This is a genomic window from Enterobacter sp. Lyrl_3, from assembly GCF_051948675.1.
Classification (GTDB): Bacteria; Pseudomonadota; Gammaproteobacteria; order Enterobacterales; family Enterobacteriaceae; genus Enterobacter; species Enterobacter cloacae.
In genome coordinates this window covers 1-3,330 of sequence record NZ_JAYJLI010000043.1, presented here as the reverse complement: position 1 = coordinate 3,330, position 3,330 = coordinate 1, and the positions used below count along the sequence as shown (strand labels likewise).

Here is a 3,330-nt window from a genome sequence, read left to right as displayed (position 1 = left end):
GAACCAGCAGCTCTGACGAGGTAACAGTGTTAGTGCGCCAAAGGACGTGTGAGAGGTTAATATAAACCATTGAAGATGGTGGTTGAAAACGTAAAACCCCGACAGAAAGGGATTTAAAAGGAATAAATCAGGATAAATCACAATCATAAAACCATGATAAAACACTGTAAAAACCAGCATCAAACCATAATAAAACTTCACGATGACTACCAGATGTGTTTTTTAGTGACGATAAAACCATAATCATGGTACTGTGTAGCTACGACAATCACCACCTTAATCACTACTATGTAGTTTTAATTTCAGGGGTTAATAATGGTTGTACATTACGAGAATGGAAGGCACCAGCTCATAAAAAGCCGTGACCTGAGAATTTGTGTTTTTTATGCCGGGTGGCTGAATGTTAATAACAGAATTAACACCAGCGATGTTCCCCGCCAGGATGCCGACAGCTGCCGAAGAGTCTTAAACCAGTTGATTAATCAGGTCATACCAGATACAGAACAGCAGGCAGAACTTCTGTCAAAAATGGAAACAGCCCGCGATGAAAATGTGCTTCCGCTGGAAAGTTTTGACTGGCTGATGCAGGATGAGCGTGCTGCATTCTGGCTATGGGCTTTTCTCTGCAAGGCACGGGATTATGAATTTGGTATTGACCCACCACCCAATGCAGAATTCGGTTCTAACTGGTATCAGCGCCTGAACCTGAGTGTCTCTCCGGTGAGTCACAGGGAGAGGGTAAACCTCATCGCCACGTTATTTGACAGCATTATCATTCCCACGCCACCTGTGACACACCTTAAGAAACAGGTGATGGAAAAACTCAAAGACCAGTGGAAAATCATTTACAATAAACCTCAGCCATTAAAATGGTTGCCGGATGAAGAAGATGCTGTTCTGTGGGCATGGAATAATCTTCAGAAAGTACAGAAGGATAAAACGGGTTATATCAGCAACCTCTACATGGGTCTGAAAGCCCCGGGATTAACCACCTGGTTTACACCACTGAATCATGCTGAGCGTAATCTTGCGTTGCGTGCTGCACTGGATTTATGGGATGACGCACCGGACACAAAACGTTTGTTTCTTCTCAATCTGAACAAAGCCTGGAACCAGCAGAAACTACGTCAGTCCCGCACCGATAAAAAAGCACTTAACACATACCTGAAGAACGAAACTAAAATGCGTCTGGACTTTATGGCTGAACGTAGCGGGGTTCGCCTCAGCGATATGCTGGAAAAAATAATTAATGAGCATTACCGGAAAACCTGTGGCGGTGAATGATGGTTCCGCACTGAAAAAAGAGTTTCCGGTGCCTGGAATACGGCCGGAAACTGCATTCAAAAAAATTTCAGACCTATATTACCGATGTGAGAACGGCAGCAGAAATGCTGCCGTGTTGTTATTTCACTCACGGAGGTTAAAGTGTCAGATAAAACCCGGCAGGGCCTTGATGCCCTGAAAACACAGTTATCCCTTCTCCCGGAATATCTTTCCCGTATTATCATCGAGCGTATTCACCAGACTATTCATTACGAGCCGGTAATTGGCATTATGGGGAAAACCGGTGCGGGAAAAAGCTCACTGTGCAATGCGCTCTTTCAGCAGCCGCTGAGCCCGGTCAGCGATACCGAAGGCTGTACCCGCCAGCCTCTGCGCTTCACGCTGGATATCGGGGGACGACGTATGACGCTGGTTGATTTACCCGGTGCAGGTGAGTCTCTCGAACACGATCAGCAATATCGTCGGCTGTATCAGGAACAGTTACCCAAACTGGATCTCATTCTCTGGGTCATGAAGGCCGACGACCGTGCCTGTGCCACCGATGAAGCCTTTCACCGCTTTCTGCTGAAATGCGGCGTATCACCCGGCAGTATCGTCTTTGTTATTAACCAGGCCGATAAGGCGGAGCCGTCGCTGGAATGGGACCGTGAAGCCGGTACGCCATCCTCTGCGCAGAGACTGACGCTCACGGCCCGCAGCGCCGCCATCTCCCGACTGTTTGCCACACCTTATCCGGTCCATGCCGTGTCGGCCAGAACCGGTTACAACCTGGCACGCCTGGTGGAAACGCTGATTTTTGCTCTCCCCCCGGAGGCCAGCAGCGGCGTATTGCGTCAGGTCAGGGAAGAGCACCGCAGCCGTGAAGCTGAAACCACCGCCAGAAAGGACTTTGGCGAACTACTGGGGGAGCTGTTCAGCCGTATTGTTGAGGCCATTCCTCTGCCCCGGTCGGTGCGGGACGGGCTGGTTATCCTGCGCGACGGTATTGTGAACGCCGCCAGCACCCTGTGGCACTGGTTTTTCTGAACGCGGCGGATGCGCAGAAACCGTCCGGCTAAGCGAAAGGTAATGACGCCATGGTGACAGGGTGTGTCATTTCACTGTCTGATTTTTCACCATGGCGGCTAACACCTTGTTTATACGCCGATTTGGTTTGTGCTGAATGACCACTTTTCTTCACTGCCATCGTCCGCGATGGACATAACGTGTCCATCACCTCCTGCATAATAACCCCATGAAATATCGACCTGTTTTTTCACATGGAGCGCCCATGCCACGCGCAGATGAAGAGACCCGCTATGACCGTATGGCCGTCAGGCTGTCGGTCATCATCAGCCGGTTAATGACCGGAGAAACGCTGAACCTGCAGGCGCTGTCCGGGGAGTTTGGCGTTTCTGAGCGCACCCTGCGCCGCGATTTTTATCAGCGACTGGTCCACCTCGATATTATCGGGGAGAACGGTACGTACCGGCTCAGCGAAAACGCCACGCGTGATTACTCTCCGGGGGCATTGTCCTTTGCCCGCAGCACCGGCATCGCCCGCATCATTCCGTCGCAGAGCCGACAACTGATGCACCTGCTGATGAATGAAACCGGCACCTCGCCCTGTTTTATCTGGCACGACTCACCGCCATCATGGGCGCATGCTGACAGTTTCCACCGTCTGGCCGAAGCCATTCATCACCATCAGGTTGTCAGTCTGCTGGTTGGTGGTGTCCGTCACGACACCCTGGAGCCTTACCGTCTGATTTACCGGCACCAGCACTGGTATCTGGTTGCCTGCCAGGACGGAAGCCTGCGGGTATTCCGGCTGGAGGAAATCATCTCGGTCTCGCTGTCGGTACAGACCTTTCGTCGCCGGAGCGACATCTGTTCGCTTATCACCGAAGAGAGCTTTATCAGCGCACTTCCCCATTTTCGCTTTATCAGCGATGTCATTCGCACGTTTCAGGAATGACGGACTTACACCACCATAAGGAAAGCCGTATGAGAACACTTACTGCCACCCTGTTTGCCGCACTTTGTACCCTGCCGGTGGCTCATGCA

At 51.0% G+C, this 3,330-nt stretch carries 3 protein-coding genes; all 3 read left to right on the top strand.

What is annotated here, in order from left to right:
* The first annotated feature begins 315 nt into the window (after positions 1–315).
* The 3 genes from VF709_RS24675 to VF709_RS24665 all read left to right on the top strand — a co-directional run bounded on the left by VF709_RS24675 (position 316) and on the right by VF709_RS24665 (position 3,241).
* Positions 316–1,284, top strand: a complete 969-nt coding sequence (locus tag VF709_RS24675; RefSeq protein WP_440232454.1) for a hypothetical protein — start codon at positions 316–318, stop codon at positions 1,282–1,284.
* Positions 1,285–1,425: 141 nt separating this feature from the next.
* Positions 1,426–2,310 (top strand): GTPase family protein, encoded by an 885-nt coding sequence (locus VF709_RS24670; RefSeq protein WP_440232453.1) that lies wholly within the window; start codon positions 1,426–1,428, stop codon positions 2,308–2,310.
* Between the two features lie 244 nt (positions 2,311–2,554).
* Positions 2,555–3,241, top strand: coding sequence for a helix-turn-helix transcriptional regulator (locus VF709_RS24665; RefSeq protein ID WP_212563224.1), 687 nt, complete (start codon positions 2,555–2,557; stop codon positions 3,239–3,241).
* Positions 3,242–3,330: the final 89 nt, after the last annotated feature.

Excerpts from the sequence above, each read along its gene's own strand:
- VF709_RS24675 (WP_440232454.1), top strand. The coding sequence starts at position 316 with ATGGTTGTACATTACGAGAATGGAAGGCACCAGCTCATAAAAAGCCGT.
- VF709_RS24665 (WP_212563224.1), top strand. The coding sequence starts at position 2,555 with ATGCCACGCGCAGATGAAGAGACCCGCTATGACCGTATGGCCGTCAGG.